This is a genomic window from Geodermatophilus arenarius, assembly GCF_042654585.1.
In the GTDB taxonomy this organism is placed as follows: Bacteria; Actinomycetota; Actinomycetes; order Mycobacteriales; family Geodermatophilaceae; genus Geodermatophilus; species Geodermatophilus arenarius.
This window is the reverse complement of record NZ_JBHSGR010000001.1, coordinates 249247-265260: the sequence shown is the minus strand read 5'-3', so window position 1 is coordinate 265260 and position 16014 is coordinate 249247. Positions and strand designations below refer to the sequence as shown.

18 protein-coding genes are annotated in these 16014 nt (G+C 76.7%); 12 read left to right on the top strand and 6 right to left on the bottom strand.

Annotation, left to right across the window (positions count from 1 at the left end; genetic code table 11):
- Positions 1-23 precede the first annotated feature (23 nt).
- The gene (locus ACFO3M_RS01230; RefSeq protein ID WP_387985312.1) at positions 24-806 is read right to left on the bottom strand and encodes an enoyl-CoA hydratase-related protein; all 783 of its coding nucleotides are present in this window, start codon (positions 804-806) and stop codon (positions 24-26) included.
- Positions 807-854: 48 nt separating this feature from the next.
- Between ACFO3M_RS01230 and hemW the strand changes: the two genes are divergently transcribed.
- The 3 genes from hemW (at position 855) to ACFO3M_RS01215 (ending at position 3934) form a co-directional block, all read left to right on the top strand.
- Positions 855-2078, top strand: coding sequence for a radical SAM family heme chaperone HemW (gene hemW, locus ACFO3M_RS01225; protein ID WP_387985309.1), 1224 nt, complete (start codon positions 855-857; stop codon positions 2076-2078).
- A gap of 141 nt (positions 2079-2219) precedes the next feature.
- On the top strand, positions 2220-3332 hold the full coding sequence (locus ACFO3M_RS01220) for a sensor histidine kinase (protein ID WP_387985307.1): 1113 nt from the start codon (positions 2220-2222) through the stop codon (positions 3330-3332).
- Positions 3329-3934: a response regulator transcription factor gene (locus tag ACFO3M_RS01215; protein ID WP_387985304.1), complete on the top strand. Its 606-nt coding sequence runs from the start codon at positions 3329-3331 to the stop codon at positions 3932-3934. Before ACFO3M_RS01220 ends, ACFO3M_RS01215 begins: the two co-directional genes overlap by 4 nt.
- A 3-nt stretch (positions 3935-3937) precedes the next feature.
- On the opposite strand, the gene ACFO3M_RS01210 is transcribed toward ACFO3M_RS01215, so the two are convergent.
- Both ACFO3M_RS01210 and ACFO3M_RS01205 read right to left on the bottom strand, forming a co-directional pair.
- Positions 3938-4405 carry a GNAT family N-acetyltransferase gene (locus tag ACFO3M_RS01210; protein ID WP_387985302.1) on the bottom strand — a complete coding sequence of 156 codons (468 nt, stop codon included), beginning with the start codon at positions 4403-4405 and terminating at the stop codon, positions 3938-3940.
- On the bottom strand, positions 4405-4761 hold the full coding sequence (locus tag ACFO3M_RS01205) for a type II toxin-antitoxin system VapB family antitoxin (RefSeq protein WP_456904155.1): 357 nt from the start codon (positions 4759-4761) through the stop codon (positions 4405-4407). Before ACFO3M_RS01205 ends, ACFO3M_RS01210 begins: the two co-directional genes overlap by 1 nt.
- Positions 4762-4977: 216 nt before the next feature.
- Here ACFO3M_RS01205 and hrcA point away from each other — a divergent pair, with 216 nt between their 5' ends.
- The 3 genes from hrcA to ACFO3M_RS01190 are packed head-to-tail and all read left to right on the top strand — an operon-like array spanning position 4978 to position 7915.
- On the top strand, positions 4978-5997 hold the full coding sequence (gene hrcA / locus ACFO3M_RS01200) for a heat-inducible transcriptional repressor HrcA (protein WP_387985299.1): 1020 nt from the start codon (positions 4978-4980) through the stop codon (positions 5995-5997).
- Between the two features lie 14 nt (positions 5998-6011).
- Positions 6012-7145 (top strand): molecular chaperone DnaJ, encoded by a 1134-nt coding sequence (gene dnaJ, locus ACFO3M_RS01195; protein ID WP_387985296.1) that lies wholly within the window; start codon positions 6012-6014, stop codon positions 7143-7145.
- Positions 7142-7915, top strand: a complete 774-nt coding sequence (locus ACFO3M_RS01190; RefSeq protein WP_387985295.1) for a 16S rRNA (uracil(1498)-N(3))-methyltransferase — start codon at positions 7142-7144, stop codon at positions 7913-7915. The genes dnaJ and ACFO3M_RS01190 overlap by 4 nt, the downstream gene beginning before the upstream one ends.
- Before the next feature lie 6 nt (positions 7916-7921).
- Here ACFO3M_RS01190 and ACFO3M_RS01185 read toward each other — a convergent pair whose 3' ends face one another.
- The 3 genes from ACFO3M_RS01185 to ACFO3M_RS01175 form a co-directional block, all read right to left on the bottom strand.
- Complete coding sequence (locus ACFO3M_RS01185; RefSeq protein ID WP_387985292.1) at positions 7922-9526, bottom strand: PhnE/PtxC family ABC transporter permease; 1605 nt, start codon at positions 9524-9526, stop codon at positions 7922-7924.
- Positions 9523-10200: a phosphonate ABC transporter ATP-binding protein gene (locus ACFO3M_RS01180; protein WP_387985290.1), complete on the bottom strand. Its 678-nt coding sequence runs from the start codon at positions 10198-10200 to the stop codon at positions 9523-9525. The genes ACFO3M_RS01185 and ACFO3M_RS01180 overlap by 4 nt, the downstream gene beginning before the upstream one ends.
- A gap of 62 nt (positions 10201-10262) precedes the next feature.
- Positions 10263-11210, bottom strand: coding sequence for a putative selenate ABC transporter substrate-binding protein (locus ACFO3M_RS01175; protein ID WP_387985287.1), 948 nt, complete (start codon positions 11208-11210; stop codon positions 10263-10265).
- A gap of 117 nt (positions 11211-11327) precedes the next feature.
- Here ACFO3M_RS01175 and ACFO3M_RS01170 point away from each other — a divergent pair, with 117 nt between their 5' ends.
- The 6 genes from ACFO3M_RS01170 to ACFO3M_RS01145 all read left to right on the top strand — a co-directional run bounded on the left by ACFO3M_RS01170 (position 11328) and on the right by ACFO3M_RS01145 (position 15952).
- Entirely contained in the window at positions 11328-11687 is a 360-nt protein-coding gene (locus ACFO3M_RS01170; protein ID WP_387985284.1) for a histidine triad nucleotide-binding protein, read from the top strand.
- Between the two features lie 31 nt (positions 11688-11718).
- Positions 11719-12546: an enoyl-CoA hydratase/isomerase family protein gene (locus ACFO3M_RS01165; RefSeq protein WP_387985282.1), complete on the top strand. Its 828-nt coding sequence runs from the start codon at positions 11719-11721 to the stop codon at positions 12544-12546.
- Positions 12547-12634: 88 nt separating this feature from the next.
- Complete coding sequence (locus ACFO3M_RS01160) at positions 12635-13768, top strand: PhoH family protein (RefSeq protein WP_387985280.1); 1134 nt, start codon at positions 12635-12637, stop codon at positions 13766-13768.
- 5 nt (positions 13769-13773) lie between these two features.
- Positions 13774-14277 (top strand): rRNA maturation RNase YbeY, encoded by a 504-nt coding sequence (gene ybeY, locus ACFO3M_RS01155; RefSeq protein WP_387985278.1) that lies wholly within the window; start codon positions 13774-13776, stop codon positions 14275-14277.
- Between the two features lie 4 nt (positions 14278-14281).
- Positions 14282-15613 (top strand): hemolysin family protein, encoded by a 1332-nt coding sequence (locus ACFO3M_RS01150; protein WP_387985276.1) that lies wholly within the window; start codon positions 14282-14284, stop codon positions 15611-15613.
- 6 nt (positions 15614-15619) lie between these two features.
- Positions 15620-15952 carry a cytidine deaminase gene (locus ACFO3M_RS01145; RefSeq protein WP_387985273.1) on the top strand — a complete coding sequence of 111 codons (333 nt, stop codon included), beginning with the start codon at positions 15620-15622 and terminating at the stop codon, positions 15950-15952.
- Positions 15953-16014: the final 62 nt, after the last annotated feature.

The following is a 16014-nucleotide window of genomic DNA, read 5'->3' as shown; positions in this document are numbered from 1 at the left end:
GTCCCGCGGGTGAGCCGGGTCCGCTAGAGCGAGGGGACCCAGCGCGCCGGGCGCCTCTCGCGGAACGCGGCGATGCCCTCCTGACCGTCCTCGCCGGCGAAGGCCCGCGCCGAGAGCTCGAGCAGGTCGTCGAAGGAGCCGCGGAGCCCGCCGGCGCGCAGCAGCCGCTTGGTCTCGGCCAGCGCCCACGGCGACCCGGCGGCCAGCGCCAGCACCTGCCCGTCGACGGCGGCGTCGACCCCGTCGTCGGGTGCCACCAGGTCCACCAGCCCGCCGGCCGCGGCGGTGGCGGCGTCGAACACCTCGCCGGTGAGCATGAGCCGGTGCGCCACGTGCGGGAGCATCCGCGGCAGCACGACCGCGGAGATGACGGCGGGCACCAGCCCGAGCCGCACCTCCGACATGCCGAACGTCGCCGAGGACGCGGCCACCACGACGTCACAGGCCGCGGCCAGGCCGACCCCGCCGGCCCGCGCCGGCCCGCGCACCGCGGCCACCACCGGCTTGGGGGCGGTCCAGATCGTCCGCAGCAGGTCGGGGAGCTCGCGCACCCCCTGGTCCCCGGCCCCGGCGCCGGCCGCCTCGGACAGGTCCATCCCCGAGCAGAACACCCGCCCGGTGTGGTCGAGCACGACCACGCGCACCGCGTCATCGGCGAGCGCGGCGTCGAGGGCCTCGCGCAGCTGCGCGCGCAGCGCCCGGGAGAGCGCGTTGCGGTTGCCGGGGGAGTCCAGCACCAGCCGGGCCACGCCCCCCGCGACGGTCACCTGCAGCAGCCGGTCCTCGTCCACGGGCGCAGAGCTCACCCGGGCATCCTGCCCCGGGGTGGCGGGGGCGCGGCACACTGGGAGCAGATGACCACCACCCTGCCGCTGCTGCCGGCGCGTCCGCCCGCGGACGACGACCTGCCGGTCGGTGCCCGCGAGCACCTGACGACGACGCCGTTCGGCCTCTACGTGCACGTGCCGTTCTGCGCCACCCGCTGCGGCTACTGCGACTTCAACACCTACACCTCCGACGAGCTCGGCCCCGGCGCCAACCGCGCCGAGTACGCGGGCACCGCGATCGCCGAGCTGCACCGCGCCGCGCGGGTCCTCGGCCCCGACCTGCCGACGGTCTCCACCGTCTTCGTCGGCGGCGGCACCCCGACGCTGCTGCCCGCCGAGGACCTCGCCGCCGTGCTGGCCGCCGTCCGCGAGCTGTTCCCGGTCGCCGACGGCGTCGAGGTGACCACCGAGGCCAACCCCGAGTCGGTGACCCCGCGGTCGCTGGCGACCCTGCGCGCGGCCGGCTTCACCCGGCTCAGCCTCGGGATGCAGTCCGCCGCCGAACACGTGCTCGCCGTCCTCGACCGGCGGCACACCCCGGGGCGCGCGGCGCAGGCCGCGCGGGAGGCGGTCGCGGCCGGCTTCGAGCACGTCAACCTGGACCTCATCTACGGCACGCCGGGGGAGACCGACGCCGACTGGGCCGCCTCGCTCGACGCCGTCCTGGCCGCGCCGGTCGACCACGTCAGCGCGTACGCGCTCATCGTCGAGGACGGCACCCGGCTGGCCCGCCGCATCGCCCGCGGCGAGCTGCCGATGCCCGACGACGACGTCCTCGCCGACCGCTACGTCCAGGCCGACACCGTGCTGCGCGGCGCCGGGTTCGACTGGTACGAGGTCAGCAACTGGTCGCGCGGGGACGCCGCCCGCTGCCGGCACAACGAGCTGTACTGGGCCAACGCCAACTGGTGGGGCGTGGGCCCGGGCGCGCACAGCCACGTCGGCGGCGTGCGCTGGTGGAACGTCAAGCACCCGGCGGCGTACGCGCAGCGGCTGGCGGCGGGGGAGGGCCCGGTGGCCGACCGCGAGGTGCTCGAGCCCGCCGACCGCGCGCTGGAGACGGTCATGCTCGGCCTGCGGCTGCGCGACGGGCTGCCGCTGACCGCGCTGTCCGACACCGGCCGGGCCCGCGCCGCCGACGCCGTCGCCCGCGGCCTGCTGGAGCCCGCCGCGCACGCCGGGGGCCGGGCGGTGCTCACCGACCGCGGCCGCCTGCTCGCCGACGCCGTCGTCCGGGACCTGACGGACTGAGGCTCCGCCTCTCGCGCGCGAGAGGCGGCACCTCTGCCTCTCGCGCGCGGAAGGCGGGGACAGCACCTGACGGATGTCAGCCCGGGCCGACGACGTCCGGCACGTCCGGTACCGGGATCGGCAGGTCTACGGTCGGGCGCCGTGGACGCCCACTCCCGGTGGCGGCAGATCGGCTGGTCCCTGCCCTGGCTGCTGTTCCAGGCCTTCCCCCTCGCCGACCTGCTGACCACCGACCGGCCGACGGCGGTCCGGGTGGTCGCCGGCGCCGCGCTGCTGGTGTTCACCGCCGTCTACCTCGACGTGTTCCGCCGGTCGTTCACCAGCTGCGACCCGGGCGGACCGCTCGGCCGGCTGGCGGTGGTCGCGGCGCTCGGTGCCGGCCTCGCCGTCTGGCTGGGCCCGGCGTGGGCGGGTCTGCTGATCTACGTGTCGGCGGCCTCGGCGGCGGCACTGCCGCGGCGCTGGGTGTGGCCGGCGGTGCTCGCCGCCGCCGCGGTGTGCGCCGGGGTCGTCACGGCCGACGGCCAGCTCGCGAACCTGTTCATCCTCCCGGTGATGTGTCTGCTCACGGCGTTCGCGATGCGCGGCACCCGCCACCTGGTCGAGGTCAACACCGAGCTCGCCGCGGCCCGCGAGGAGCTGGCGCGCAACGCGGTCGCCGAGGAGCGGCTGCGCTTCGCCCGCGACCTGCACGACCTGCTCGGCCACAGCCTGTCGCTCATCGCGCTCAAGAGCGAGCTCGCCGGGCGGCTGGCCGAGGTCGACCCGGCACGGGCGCGCACCGAGATGGCCGACGTCGAGGCCGCCGCCCGCCGCGCGCTGGCCGAGGTCCGCGACGCGGTCAGCGGCTACCGCCAGGTCAGCTTCGCGCAGGCGCTGGCCGAGGCGCGCGCGGCGCTGTCCGGCGCGGGGATCGCCGCCCGCCTGCCCGACCGGGTGCCCGTGCTGCCCGGCCCGGTCGACGCCGCCCTGGGCTGGGTGGTCCGCGAGGCGACGACGAACGTGCTGCGGCACAGCGGCGCCCGGACGGTCACCGTCACCCTCGCCGACGACGGCACCGACGCGGTGCTCACCGTCACCGACGACGGCCGCGGCCCCGCCGACGACACCGGGCCCGGCTCCGGGCTCACCGGCCTGTCCGAGCGGGTGGGGGCGCTCGGCGGCCGGCTCACCGGCGGCGCCGGCCGCGACGGCGGCTACGAGCTGCGCGCGGTCCTGCCGCTGGTGCCGGCTCACGCGGCGGTGGCCCGGTGATCCGGGTGCTGGTGGCCGAGGACCAGTCGATGGTCCGCGGCGCGCTGCGGGCGCTGCTGGAGCTGGAGCCCGACATCACCGTCGTCGCCGAGGTGGGCCGGGGCGACGAGGTGCTGGCCGCCGCCCGGGAGCACGCCCCCGACGTCGCGCTGCTCGACATCGAGATGCCCGGGCGGGACGGTCTGGAGGCCGCCCGCGAGCTGGCCGCCGAGCTGCCGGGCGTGCGCGCCGTCGTCCTCACCACCTTCGGCCGGCCGGGGTTCCTGCGCCGCGCCATGGAGGTGGGCGCGGCGGGCTTCCTGGTGAAGGACGCGCCGGTCGCCGAGCTCGCCCGGTCGATCCGCGCCGTCGTCGCGGGGGAGCGGGTGATCGACCGGGAACTGGCCGCCGCCGCGCTGGCGATCGGCGCGACGCCGCTGTCCGCGCGCGAGGCCGACGTGCTGCGGGAGGCCGCCGACGGCGCCACCGTCGCCGACATCGCCCGGCGGCTGTTCCTGTCCGAGGGCACGGTGCGCAACTACCTGTCCTCGGCGATCGGCAAGACCGGCGCCCGCACGCGGGTGGAGGCCGCCCGCGTCGCCGCCGACAAGGGCTGGCTGTAGCGGCTAGAGCTCCAGCTTCATGCCGACGTGTGAGGCGACGAAGCCCAGCCGCTCGTAGAAGCGGTGCGCGTCGGGGCGGCGGACGTCGGTGGTCAGCTGCAGCAGGGCGGCGCCGCGGCGGCGGGACTCCGCGGCGCACCACCGCAGCATCGCCTCGCCGAGCCCCCGCCCGCGGGCGGCCGCGGCCACCCGCACGCCCTCCACCTGTGCGCGCAGCGCGCCGCCGCGGGACAGCCCGGGCAGGAACGACAGCTGCAGCGTGCCGACGACGGCGCCGGCGTCCTCGGCCACGACCAGCAGGTGCGCGGGGTCGGCGTCGACGGCGGCGAACGCCCGCTCGTACGGGACGGGGTCGGCCGACTCCCGGGTCGCGCCCAGCGGGTCGTCGGCCAACAGCGCGACCACTGCGGGCAGGTCCCCGGCGGTCGCCTCCCGCAGCAGCACCCCGCCGTCGAGCCGGGCCGGGTCCATCAGGCCAGGTTGGCGGGCATCAGCGCGTCGAGGTCGAGCACCCGGACGTGGATGACCGAGCGCTGCTGCAGGGCCGCCCGCAGCGCGCGGTGCAGGCCGTCCTCGAGGTAGAGGTCGCCGTGCCACTGGACGGCGTGCGGGAACAGGTCGCCGTAGAAGGTCGAGTCGTCGGCGAGCAGGGTGTCCAGCGCCAGTTCGCGCTTGGTGGTGACGAGGGTGTCGAGCCGGATCTGCCGGGGCGGGATCATCGCCCAGTCCCTGGTGGACAACCCGTGCTCGGGATAGGGGCGCCCGTTCCGCACCGCTTTGAAGATCAGGGACCCGACCTCCGTCCAACACCTGCCCCGTACCGGCACCGACGCGTCCGAGCGTATCGGCCCGCCGCCCGCCGTGCCGGGCCCCCACCGGGTGGTGGACCCCGTCACGTCCGCGACGGAACGGCTCCCTGGTCGTATGCTGGATTGGCACTCGGTCCGTGCGAGTGCCAACCCGGCCGGGCACCCGGCGAGGGCGGGCCGGAGCCCCCGCGGCTCCCCGCACGGCGACGTCGACCGGTTCGGGGAGGTGTCACCGTGGCGCACGACGAACGGCGCCTGCAGGTCCTGCGGGCGATCGTGCAGGACTTCGTCTCCACCAACGACCCCGTGGGCAGCAAGGCCCTGGCCGAGCGGCACGACCTCGGGGTCTCGCCGGCGACCATCCGCAACGACATGGCCGTCCTCGAGGAGCAGGGCTACATCACCCAGCCGCACACCAGCGCCGGGCGGGTGCCCACCGACAAGGGCTACCGGCTGTTCGTCGACCGGCTCTCGGCGGTCAAGCCGCTGTCGCCCGCCGAGCGCCGCGCCATCGAGCGGTTCCTCGACGGCGCGGTCGACCTGCACGACGTCCTCGGCCGCACGGTGCGCCTGCTCGCCCAGCTGACCCACCAGGTCGCCGTCGTCCAGTACCCGACCCTGTCGCGCAGTGCGGTCCGCCACCTCGAGGTGGTGCAGCTGACCGGCTCGCGGCTGCTGCTGGTGCTCATCACCGACACCGGCCGCGTCGAGCAGCGGGTCGTCGACTGCCCGGTCGACGTCAGCCGCGACGACGTCTCGGACCTGCGTGCCACGCTCAACGCCGCGTTCACCGGCGCCCGGCTCGCCGACGCCGGCAGCAAGGTCCCCGACCTCGTCGAGACCGCGCCGGAGCACCTGCGGGCACTGGTCGCCGCGGTCAGCGCCGCGCTGGTCGAGACCCTGGTCGAGCCGGGGGAGGACCGTCTCGTCATCGGCGGGACGGCGAACCTGGCGCGCGTCGCGCTCGACCCGGGCAGCCTGCGCCCGCTGCTGGAGGCACTGGAGGAGCAGGTCGTCGTCCTCAAGCTGATCAGCGAGGTCGACAGCAGCGGCGCGGTGCTCGTGCGCATCGGCGAGGAGAACGCCCACGAGGCGCTGGCCGGTGCGTCGGTCGTCTCGGTGGGGTACGGCACCGGTGACCGGGCGCTGGGCGGGCTGGGCATCGTCGGCCCGACCCGCATGGACTACCCAGGCAACATGGCCGCGGTGCGAGCCGTGGCCCGCTACGTCGGCCAGTTGCTGGCCGGGAGCTGAGGTCTCGACCCCTGATGGCAACCGACTACTACGGCGTGCTCGGGCTCTCCCGGGGCGCCTCCGACGCCGACATCAAGAAGGCCTACCGGCGGCTGGCACGGGACCTGCACCCCGACGTCAACCCCGACCCGGAGGCCAAGGAGCGCTTCCAGGAGGTCAGCCGGGCCTACCAGGCGCTGACCGACCCGGACAAGCGGCGCATCGTCGACCTCGGCGGGGACCCGTTCGACAGCGGCGCCGGCGCCGCCGCGGGCTCGCCGTTCGGCGGGGCCGGCTTCGGCGGGCTCGGCGACATCATGGACGCCTTCTTCGGCGGCGGGATGGGCACGCGCGGGCCGCGCAGCCGCGTCCGCGCCGGCGACGACGCCCTGATCGCGCTGGAGCTCGACCTCGAGCAGACGGTCTTCGGCACCACCGAGACGATCACCGTCGACACCGCCGTCCTGTGCGGCACCTGCGCCGGCGCCGGCACCGCGCCGGGCACCCACCCGACCACCTGCGTCACCTGCTCCGGCCGCGGCGAGGTGCAGAGCGTGCAGCGCTCGTTCCTCGGCCAGGTCGTCTCCAGCCGGCCGTGCCCGACCTGCGCCGGCACCGGCCAGGTCATCCCCGACCCCTGCCCCGAGTGCGGCAGCGAGGGCCGGGTCCGCGCGCGGCAGGACATCCAGGTCAAGGTGCCCGCCGGCGTCGAGGACGGCATGCGGATCCGGCTCACCGGCCGCGGCGAGGTCGGCCCCGGCGGCGGCCCCGCCGGCGACCTGTACGTGGAGATCCGCGAGCGCCCGCACCCGGTGTTCACCCGCGACGGCGAGGACCTGCACTGCCACGTCGCGCTGCCGATGACGGCCGCGGCGCTGGGCACCACGCTGCCGCTGACCCTGCTCGACGGCGAGGACACCGACGTCGACGTCCGCCCGGGCACCCAGGCGGGCACCGTCCTCACCCTCCGCGGCCAGGGCGCGCCCCGGCTGCGGGCCACCGGCCGGGGCAACCTGCACGTGCACGTCGACGTCCAGACGCCGACGCGACTCGACGCCGAGCAGGAGAAGCTCCTGCGCGAGCTGGCGGTGCTGCGCGGCGAGGACCGCCCCGGCCCGGCGGAGACGCAGGGCGGCCTGTTCTCCCGGGTCCGGAACTCGTTCAAGTGAGCGTCCCGGCCCCCGACGACGCCCGGCCGGCCCTCGACGGCTCCCCGTTGTTCCTCCTGGACGAGCTGCCGGGTGACGGGGCGGACGAGGTGCTGGTCGGCGGCGCCGAGGGCCGGCACGCCGTCGACGTGCTGCGGCTGACCGCCGGCGAGGCGGTGCGGGTCGGCGACGGCCGCGGCGCGGTCGTCGAGGGCACCGTGCTCCACGCCGGGCCGGCCGGGCTGCGCGTGCAGGTCACCGCCCGCCACGATGTGCCCCCGGCCGAGCCGGAGTTCGTGCTGGTCCAGGCGCTGCCCAAGGGCGACCGCGGCCCGCTGGCCGTGGAGCTGGCCACCGAGCTCGGCGTCGACCGGGTGGTCCCGTGGGCGGCCGCGCGCTGCGTCACCCGCTGGCGCGAGGACCGCGTCGAGAAGGGCCTGGCGAAGTGGCGGGCCGCGGCCCGGGCGGCGGCCAAGCAGTCGCGGCGGCCGCGGGTCCCCGAGATCGGCGACCTCATGACCACCCGGCAGGTGTGCGGGGAGCTCGCCGACGTCGACCTCGCGCTGGTGCTGCACGAGCAGGCCCGCCGTCCCCTCGCCGGGGTGGACGTCCCCGCCAGCGGCACGGTCGCCGTCGTCGTCGGCCCCGAGGGCGGGCTCACCGACGGCGAGGTCGTGGCCCTGCGCGCGGCCGGCGCCCAGCCGGTGCGGCTCGGGCCGGAGGTGCTGCGGACCTCCACCGCCGGCGCCGCGGCGCTGGCCGCCCTGTCGGTCCGGACCCGCTGGGCCTGAGCACGCTCAGCGGAGGGCCCGCCGCGCCCGCTCGCTGACCAGGTCCACGGCGAGGGTCAGCGCGATCGTGGCCAGCAGCACCGTCGTCACGGCGGGCCAGTCGAAGACCGCCAGGCGCGAGGCCAGCAGCGCGCCCAGCCCGCCGGCGCCGAGCAGCCCGACCAGCAGCGTGTCCCGGACGGCGACCTCCCACCGGTACAGCGCGAACGCCAGCACCGGCCCGGCCGCCTGCGGCGCCACCCCGTACAGCCACGCCCCCGCCGGGCGGGCGCCCAGGGCGGTGAGCGCCGACCGCGGCCGGGCGTCGGCCTCCTCCACCACCTCGGCGGTCAGCCGCCCGAGCACCCCGAGCGTGTAGACCCCGAGCGCGAGCGCCCCGGGCAGGACGCCGGGCAGCAGCACGAACAGCAGGACCAGCGCCCACACCGGCGGGGGCACCGCCCGCAGCAGCAGCAGGGCCGCGCGCACCAGCGCCCCGGCGACCCGCCCGGGCGCCGACCGCCCCGCGAGCCGCGCGGCCGGCCCGGCCACCAGGACCGCGCCCGCCGTCGCCACCGCGATCGCCAGCACCGACGTCTGCAGCGTGACGACCGCCTGCCGGGCGACCTCCCGCAGCAGGTCGCCGCCACCGGCCGGGGGCCAGGCCGCGCCGAGCACGTAGCCGGCCTGCTCGCGGGCGCGCGCGGACACCAGCGACGCCGGCGACAGCGCCAGGAACCACCACGCCCGGGCGACGGCGGCCAGCGCCGCGCGCGCGGCGGCGGTCAGCACGCGGTCGCGGGAGAGGGTGCCGGCGCGCCGCCGCGGGGCGGCCACCCGGCGGCGCACCGCCCGCCCGGCGACGTCGGCGCCGAGGCACAGGAGGGCCAGCGCGTAGACGGCGGTCCAGACCTCGGGCCAGCGCAGCGACGAGAACGACAGCGACAGCTGGTAGCCCAGCCCACCGGCGCCGACCAGCCCCAGCACGACGGCGGACCGGACCGCGCACTCCAGGCGGTAGACCGCGTACGACAGCAGCCCGCCGGTCGCCTGGGGGACCAGCCCGTACAGCGCGGCGGCGACCCGTCCCGAGCCCTGCGCGAGCAGCGCGTCGTACGGCCCGCGGGGCACCTCGTCGAGCAGGTCCGCGAACACCTTCGCGGTCACGGCGCCGCAGGGCAGGCCGATCGCCAGCACGCCGACCCACGGGTCCAGCCCGAGCAGGTTCACCAGCAGCAGGCCCCACACCGCCTCGTGCAGACCGCGCGGCACCGCGAGCGCGCCGCGGGCCGCCGCCCAGCCCAGCCGCCGCCCGCCCCAGGTGGTGCGGGCGAGCAGCACCGCCCCCGCCGCGCCGAGGACCAGGGCCAGCGCGGTGCCCAGGACGGCGTAGGCGACCGTCACCAGCGCCGCGGTGCCGAGCACGCCGAGGAAGGCGCCGTCGAGCGCGGGGGACAGCGCCGCCCCGGCGAACCGGCCGAACTGCGTGCCGCCGGCCGGGTTGAGCACCCCGCCGTCCAGCGCGCTCGCGAGCGCCCAGCCGACGGCGGCCGGCGCGGCCAGTCCCCACGCCCAGCGGCGCCGGTCCCGCCGCAGCGGCGGTGCCGCCGGGCGGGACAGCACCGCGGTCACGCGGCCGCCCCGTAGAAGTCGGCCAGGTCGCGGACCGACAGCGAGGCGGCGCGGACGTCGAGGACCACCCGGCCGGCGGCCAGCCCGACCACCCGGTCGCAGCACCGCAGCGCGAGCGCCGGGTCGTGCAGCGCGGCCAGCAGGGCGCCGCCCCGGGACGCGGGCCCGCCCAGCAGCTCCAGCACCCGGCCGGACAGCGCCGGGTCCAGCGCGGAGGCCGGCTCGTCGGCCAGGACCAGCTCGGGGTCCTGCACCAGCACCCGTGCGACGGCGACCCGCTGGCGCTGCCCGCCGGACAGGGCGTCGGTGCGGTCGAAGACGCGGTCGGCCAGCCCCACCCGCTCCAGGGCGGCGAGCACCTCGGGCAGGCCCTGCGGCCGCAGCAGGGACCACGCCGCCCGGGCCGCCGGCCACCCGCCGAGCCGGCCGGCGTTGACGTTGTGCACCACGCGCAGCGGACCCACCAGCTCGAGGTGCTGGTGGACGGTCCCCACCCGCGCGCGCAGCCGGCGCAGCGCCCGCCCGCGCAGGGCCGCGGGGTCCTGCCCGAGCACCTCGACCGTGCCGGACGACGGCGGCACCGCGCCGTTGGCCACGGCCAGCAGCGTCGACTTCCCGGCGCCCGAGGCCCCGACGACGGCGACCCGCTCGCCGGGACCGACGGTGAGGTCCACGGACTCCAGCGCGGTCGCCGCCCCGAACCGGACGGTGACGCCGGTCAGCCGGAGGACGGCGCTCAGGTGACCAGCCCCAGGCCGCGGCCGATCTCCTCGATCCGGTCGTGGTCGGAGGCCCGCGCCGGGACGAAGGAGCCGGCGCCGAACAGCTCGAGCACCGCGGCGTCGTCCGGGTCCTCGGCCGACAGCCCGGTGAAGTAACCGGTGAGCCGCTCGGCGACGTCGTCGCCGAAGCGCTCGGGCGCTCGCGGGCCGAGCAGCCAGTGGTAGTCGTGGTAGGCCGGGGTCCGGGCGTACCGCACGACCGCCGGGTCCACCGCGCCCGCCTCGGAGCGGGAGGTCCACACCTGCTCGTTGAGCACCCCCGCCTGGTAGGTGCCCGAGGCGACGAGCTGGATGGTCGCGTCGTGCGAGCCGGAGAACCCCGGCCCGCCCGGGAAGCCCTGCGGGTCGACGCCGGCCTGCTGCAGGAAGTACGCGGGCATCAGCCGGCCCGACGTCGAGGTCTCGCTGCCGTAGGTGAACCGCAGCCCGGCCAGCGGGCGCAGGTCGTCCGACGGCGCGAGGCCGGTGGCCGTGTGGACCACGAAGACCGAGTGGAACGCCGTGTCGATGTCGCGCTGGGCGACCGGCCGCGCACCCGGCGCCTGCAGCCGCGCCTGCACCCCGGTGAGCCCGCCGAACCAGACGAGGTCGAGGTCGCCGGTGCGGAAGAGGGAGACCGCGGCGGCGTAGTCGGTGACCGGCACGTAGGTGACGTCGAGGCCGAGCGCGGCGGACACCGAGTCGGCGAGGGTGCTGTAGAGGCGCTGCAGGACCTCGGGGTCCTGGTCGGGGATCGCGCCGATGCGCATGGTGGCCGTCGCGCCGGAGGAGGGGGCGGCGCCGACGGGGGAGGAGCGGCCGCACGCGGCGGTGGCGAGGGCGAGAGCGGTGCCGGCGAGGAACGCGCGGCGGGACGGGTGGACCCCGGGGCTCCCCGACCGGAGAGCGCTGCGGCTGGTCACTACGTCCTGTTGGGGGGCGGGGGGACGGGCACGGGGCACCTCCGGGGACGGGCGGGGGAGGGGGACCGGCCCATCGTGTCGCGCGTGCCCGGGCGGCGCGCGTCCTAGTGTCGGCGCGTGACCGACTGCCTGTTCTGCCGGATCGTCGCCGGGGAGATCCCGGCCGACGTCGTGCACGAGACCGACCGCACGCTGGCCTTCCGGGACGTCAACCCGCAGGCGCCCACGCACGTGCTGGTCATCCCCAAGCAGCACCACGCGACGGCGGGGCTTCTCGTCGGTGCCGACCCGCAGCTGCTCGCCGACGTGGTGGCCGCGGCGCACGCGGTGGCGATCCAGGAGGGGCTGGCCAGCGAGGACGGCACCGAGCCCGGCTACCGGCTGGTGGCCAACACCGGCCCGCAGGCCGGGCAGACCGTCCACCACCTGCACCTGCACGTCCTCGGCGGCCGCGACCTGCACTGGCCCCCGGGCTGAGCCGGGCGGGCCGCCTGGCAGGGTGGCCGGCATGACCGACGCCGGCAGCGCCGCCCCCGTCCGGATCGAGCGGGACGGCGACGTCGCCGTCGTCGTGCTGGACGCACCGCCGCTCAACCTCTTCGACGAGTCGGTGTTCGCCGCGTTCGAGCGGGTCGCCGCCGAGCTGGTCGCCCTCACCGAGCCCGGCCGGCCCGACCGCGCCCGCGCGGTGCTGCTCGAGGCCCGCGGGAAGGTCGTCTCCGGCGGCGTCGACGTGCACGCCTTCCAGGAGATCGCCGAGGGGCCCGAGCCCGCGCAGCGCGGCGCGGCGCTGTGGGCGCGGCTGCTGCGCATCGCCCAGACGCTGGAGGACCTGCCCGTCCCCACCGTGTTCGCCGCGCACGGGCTCACCCTCACCGCCGCCTTCGAGCTGGCGCTGGCCTGCGACGTGCTGCTGGCCGCGGAGAAGGCGTCGTTCGGGCTGCTCGAGATCGTCGTCGGGCTGACCCCGTCGATGGGCGGGCCGCAGCGGCTGGCCGAGCGGGCCGGCCCGGCGCGGGCGAAGGAGCTCATCTTCACCGGCGAGCGCTACCCGGCCGCGGTGCTGGAGCGGTGGGACGTCGTCAACCGGGTGCTGCCCGACGACGGCTTCGCCGAGGCCGCCCGCGACTACGCGCGCCGGGTCGCCGCCGGCCCCACGCTCGCGCACGCGGCCACCAAGCGCCTCGTGACGACGGCGGTGCGGCACGGCGCGCGGGCCGCCGACGAGATCACCCCGCAGGTCTCCGGGCCGCTGTTCGCCACCGACGACCTGCGCGGCGCCGTCGCCTCCTTCCTGGCCGACGGGCCGGGGAAGGCGACCTACTCGGGGCGGTGACCCGCCTGCGAGCGCGGTTCCCGGTGGCGGGGCACGGGTAGAGTCGAACCGTCTAGTCCCCGTGCCAGGAAGGCAGGGTCGAGGGTTCTTGCCCGACACCTCCCCGAACGTCCCCGTGCCGGGCGCCCCCACGTCCCGCGAGGCCTCCGCGCAGGCCGTCGCCGCGGACAGCGCCAGCACCCTCGCGAGCGCCACCCCCGCCGCGGTCCGCGCCACCATCACGGTCCCCGACTCCGTCTCGATGGTCGCCCTGCTCGGCTCCGGTGACGAGCTGCTCCGGCTGGTCGAGTCCGAGCTCGACGCCGACGTGCACGTCCGCGGCAACGAGATCGCCGTGACCGGGCAGCCGGCCGACAACGCCTTCGCCGTCCGCGTGTTCGACGAGCTCATCGCGCTGCTCGGCACCGGCCAGGCGCTGCGCCCGGACTCGGTGCGCCGGGTCATCGGCATGCTGCGCAGCGGTGGCTCCGAGCGGCCGGCCGACGTCCTCAGCCTCGACATCATCAGCCGCCGCGGCCGCACGATCCGGCCCAAGACGCTGAACCAGAAGCGCTACGTCGACGCGATCGACGCGCACACGGTCGTCTTCGGCATCGGTCCCGCCGGTACCGGCAAGACCTACCTGGCGATGGCCAAGGCCGTGCAGGCGCTGCAGACCAAGCAGGTCAACCGGATCATCCTCACCCGCCCCGCGGTCGAGGCCGGCGAGCGGCTGGGCTACCTGCCCGGCACGCTCAGCGAGAAGATCGACCCGTACCTGCGCCCGCTCTACGACGCGCTGCACGACATGGTCGACCCCGAGTCGATCCCGCGGCTCATGCAGTCCGGCACCATCGAGGTCGCGCCGCTGGCCTACATGCGCGGCCGCACGCTCAACGACGCGTTCGTGATCCTCGACGAGGCGCAGAACACGACCGCCGAGCAGATGAAGATGTTCCTCACCCGGCTCGGCTTCGGCTCGAAGATCGTCGTCACCGGTGACGTCACGCAGGTCGACCTGCCCGGCGGCGCGCAGAGCGGCCTCAAGGTCGTGCGCGAGATCCTCGACGGCATCGACGACGTGCACTTCGCCAACCTGACCAGCTCCGACGTCGTCCGTCACCGGCTGGTCGGCGACATCGTGGACGCCTACGAGCGGTGGGACGCCGCCCACCAGCAGGGCGCCGGCCGTCCCGCCGGCCCGGCCCGGCCCGCGCGGCCGACCCGCCGGCAGGGGAGCTGACCGCCGTGCCCGTCGAGGTCGCCAACGAGTCCGAGATCGCCGTCGACGAGGCCGAGCTGACCGGCATCTGCCGGTACGTCCTCGCCGAGATGGGCGTCAACCCGATGGCCGAGCTGTCGGTGCTGTGCGTCGACCCGGACTACATGTCCGTGCTGCACGAGCGCTGGATGGGGGAGAAGGGCCCGACCGACGTCCTGGCCTTCCCCATGGACGAGCTCGACACCGCCCGCCCCGACGACCCCGAGCCCGGCCCCGCGCTGCTCGGCGACGTCGTGCTGTGCCCCTCGGTCGCCGTCCGGCAGGCCCGCGCCGCCGGCCACTCCATGGACGACGAGCTGCTGCTGCTGGCCACCCACGGCGTGCTGCACCTGCTCGGCTACGACCACATGGAGCCCGAGGAGGAGCGGGAGATGTTCGGCCTGCAGACCCGCCTGCTGGAGGGCTGGCGCGCGGCGCCGCGGCAGCCGGTCACCGGCGAGCCGGCCGAACGGGGTCCCGGGACGCGGTGACGCGATGAGCGCCGGTACGGTCACGCTGCTGGTGGTCGCGACCTGCCTGGTGCCGCTGGCCGGACTCTTCGGCGCCATGGACGCCGCCCTGCAGCGGGTGTCCGCGGCGCGGGTCGAGGAGTTGCGCCGCGACGGCGTCCGGCGGGCGGCCACCCTCGAGCGGGTCCTCGACGAGCGCGCCCGCCTGGTGGCGCTGCTCCTGCTGCTGCGGATCGTCTGCGAGATGGTCGCCGCGGTGCTGGTCGCCGTCGTCCTGGTCCGCGTGCTGGGCATGGGCTGGCAGGCGGTGCTCGCCGCCGCCGGCGTGATGACCGTCGTCAGCTACGTGCTGGTCGGCGTCGGGCCGCGGACGCTGGGCCGCCAGCACGCCTACCCGCTCGCCCTGGCCACCGCCGGGGTGGTGCGGCTGCTGGGCCGGGTGCTCGGCCCGGTCGCGACGCTGCTGATCCTGATCGGCAACGCGATCACCCCCGGCCGCGGCTACCGGGACGGCCCGTTCTCCACCGAGGTCGAGCTGCGCGAGCTCGTCGACCTCGCCGAGGAGCGCGGCGTCGTGGAGTCCGGCGAGCGGAACATGATCCACTCGGTGTTCGAGCTCGGTGACACCATCGCCCGCGAGGTCATGGTGCCGCGCACCGACGTCGTGTGGATCGAGCGCACCAAGACCGTCCGGCAGGCGCTGGCCCTGGCGCTGCGCAGCGGCTTCAGCCGCATCCCGGTGATCGGGGAGAACGTCGACGACGTCGTCGGCGTCGTCTACCTCAAGGACCTCGTGCGCCGGTCGCAGAACCTCGGCGACGGGCGTGGCCCGAAGGTGGAGGAGCTCATGCGCCCGCCGGCGTTCGTGCCGGAGTCCAAGCCGGTCGACGAGCTGCTGCGCGACATGCAGGCCCGCCGCACCCACATCGCGATCGTCGTCGACGAGTACGGCGGCTTCGCCGGGCTGGTCACCATCGAGGACATCCTCGAGGAGATCGTCGGCGAGATCGCCGACGAGCACGACGCCGTCCAGCGGCCGCCGGTCGAGCACCTCGACGACGGGTCGGTGCGGATCACCGCCCGGCTGCCGGTCGAGGACCTCGCCGAGCTGTTCGACGTCGAGCTGCCCCGCGACGACGACGTCGAGACCGTCGGCGGCCTGCTCGCCCGCGAGCTCGGGCTGGTGCCGATCGAGGGGTCGTCGGCGGAGGTCGCGGGGCTGCGGCTGGTCGCCGAGAGCACCGGCGGGCGGCGCAACCGCATCGACACGATCGTCGTCACGCGGGTGCCCGACGCCGATCCCGGGCACCAGTCCGGGGCCACCCGGGCCGAGGTCCCGGCCGGCGTGGAAAGCTGAGCCCTCGTGCCCGACCTGCAGCCCGAGGACGCCAAGCTCGTCACCCTCGCCCGCTCCGCGCGCGGCCGCACCGGCGCCCCGGAGGGCGCCGCGGTCCGCGACACCGACGGGCGCACCTACGTGGCCGCCAGCGTCGCGCTGCCCTCGCTGCGGCTGTCCGCGCTGCAGGCGGCCGTCGCCGCGGCGGTCTCCAGCGGCGTCGAGGGCCTGGAGGCGGCGGCGATCGTGTCCGACGCCGACGCCGTCGAGCAGGAGGGCCTGGCCGCCGTGCACGACCTGACGCCGTCGGCGCCGGTGCACCTCGCCGGGCCCGACGGGGTGCTCCGCACCACGGCGTGACCGCGACGAGTGGGGGCCGGAGGCCTCCGCGAGGAGCGGTCGTGGGGTTCCACGCCTGTGGC